Below are 2,267 nucleotides of genomic sequence, written 5' to 3'. Positions count from 1 at the left end.
GTAGCGCACCGATCAACCTGCGCGTTCCTGCCGACGGCCGCTGGTACATCAGCCAAGGGGGCTTCAGCGACTCCAACGGCCAGGGCAACAGTGGCGTCGGAACCAGTATAGGTGCCTGGTCGGTTGTGCTGGATAAGCGCAATGAGTCTGGGATCCTCAGCAACCCTGAAAATAGTGTCACAAGCTCCAACTACTTCGGCTGGAACCAGAATATTATCGCTCCCGCTAATGGCAGTATTATCACTCTCACGGAATCAGTGAGTGATATCAACGCGCTCTCTAATCCGCCCTCTGCGACAAGTGCAAACTTCCTCCAGCTCAATGTGGGAGGGGGGCTGTCGGTCTTGCTCAGCAGCTTGCAGAAAAACTCCGTGGTGCCCAATGCAGGTGACAGTGTTTCGGAAGGCGATACGATTGCAAAGCTCGGCACTACAGGCTGGGTCAACTGGCCACAGATCGGCCTGAGCCTGCGTGATGCAGGCAATACAACCTACCCCATTGGGTTTAAAAACGTCCGCATCTGCTTAAGCCCGATTGCAGTGGATCCGTGGGAGCGCAAGCGGGCGAGTTGGGATGCCCGTGAGGGGTTCTACATCGAGAAGCAGTAGCCTCTCATGACCGTCACCCGCCTCTCCGTGCGCGATGCCCGCTTCCCTCTTACGGAAGGAGCGGGCACCGACGCACTGCACACGAACCCGGTCTACAGCTACGCCACGGCGCTGCTTCATACGGATCGGGGCATCACCGGCACGGGCCTTGCCTTCACGCTGGGCGGCGGCAACGAGCTGGTCTGTCAGGCGATCCAGCTCCTCACGGAGCCGCTGATCGGGCATGAGATCGAGGCGCTGATGGCGCAGCTCGGGATCATTCAGCGCCGCATCGCCGATCACCCGCAGCTGCGCTGGCTCGGGCCACACAAGGGCGTGGTGCAGCTCGCACTAGCGGCGCTCAACAATGCCTGCTGGGATCTCTGGGCCAAGTCACGCGGCGTCCCGCTCTGGAAACTCCTCCTCGACCTCTCGCCCGAAGCGCTTCTTGCGACGCTAGATCTGAGCTACCTCGACGATGCGCTGACGCCTGAGCACGCTCTTACACTACTACGCCAGCCGCACACGCAAACCCATTTCCTCACCAACGGCTACCCGGGCTATGATACGTCGGCGGGCTGGCTGGGCTACGACGATGCGAAACTTACCCAGAACATCAAGAAGAGCCTTGGGGCGGGCTTCACGGCGCTGAAGCTGAAAGTGGGATCCGACGATTTGGCCCGCGACCTGCGCCGTGCCACACTGGTGCGCGAGGCGATTGGCGACTCGGCGAGCCTGATGCTGGACGCCAACCAGAAGTGGAGCCTGCCCGAGGCCGAGGCAGCGTGCCGCGCCCTAGCCCCACTCAACCCGCTCTGGATCGAGGAGCCCACCCACCCCGATGATCTTCTCGCGCACCAGAGGCTCAACACCCGGATCGTGCCCGGTAAGATTGCCTCCGGCGAGCACTTCCCGAATCGGATCGTCTTCAAGAACTACCTCCAGGCCGATGCAATTGGCTACGTCCAAGCCGACGCCGTGCGCCTCGCGGGCGTGAGCGAGTTTCTGGCCGTGAGCCTGCTGGCAAAACAATTCGGGAAACCCATCGTCCCGCATGTCGGGGATATGGGCCAGCTCCACCAGCATCTCGTGCTCTTCAACGCGATTGTACTCGGTCAGGAACCCATCTTTCTGGAGCACATCCCGCACCTCAAAGCACACTTTGTCCACCCCGCACAGGTCGTGGATGGCGTCTGCAAAATCCCCCAAGAGCCCGGCGCAAGCAGCGATCTGCTCCTTTGAAGGCATAGAAATAATGCAACGCAACGCCCCAAAGCTTCCCTACCTCGCTCGGCTCTTTCCGATTCCCCATCTCTGGCTGATGGGGAAAGTCATACATCCCGGGGAAGTGGGAGACACAGCGGCAGGGTTCTTCCTACTTTTTGAAACGGTTTTTGTTTTGCTAGTGCTGGCGCTTCTGAAGATTTCCTGGATTCGCCTGCGCTTCAAATGGGTGGGACTCGGGCTTCTCTTGATAGCGACGACAACTTTATTCCTTCTCCCAGGCAATGTAGCTTTTACGAGAGTGCTTTTCGGCGGATGGGTGGCACTACTGATCCTGTCCGGAGCCTGGCTCTACAGTCAGCGTGCGTATCTGGACTGATTCATAAAGTTGCTACGGGATAGGCTTGGACAGCACTATCTACAGTAACCAGAGTTAGCCCATGATGGAGTGCTTGG

3 protein-coding genes are annotated in these 2,267 nt (G+C 59.3%); all 3 read left to right on the top strand.

Annotated features, from left to right (window positions below):
* A partial coding sequence (locus ACH2EH_RS03280) for a hypothetical protein (protein WP_395138930.1) occupies positions 1–608 on the top strand: 608 nt, incomplete at its 5' end.
* 6 nt (positions 609–614) lie between these two features.
* Positions 615–1,829 carry an enolase C-terminal domain-like protein gene (locus ACH2EH_RS03275; protein WP_395138928.1) on the top strand — a complete coding sequence of 405 codons (1,215 nt, stop codon included), beginning with the start codon at positions 615–617 and terminating at the stop codon, positions 1,827–1,829.
* 13 nt (positions 1,830–1,842) lie between these two features.
* Complete coding sequence (locus ACH2EH_RS03270) at positions 1,843–2,190, top strand: hypothetical protein (protein ID WP_395138926.1); 348 nt, start codon at positions 1,843–1,845, stop codon at positions 2,188–2,190.
* The last annotated feature ends 77 nt before the right edge of the window (positions 2,191–2,267 follow it).

The sequence above is a fragment of the Armatimonas sp. genome, assembly GCF_043760365.1.
Classification (GTDB): Bacteria; Armatimonadota; Armatimonadia; order Armatimonadales; family Armatimonadaceae; genus Armatimonas.
The sequence above is the reverse complement of the archived record's forward strand: the minus strand, read 5'-3'. Positions and strand labels throughout refer to the sequence as shown.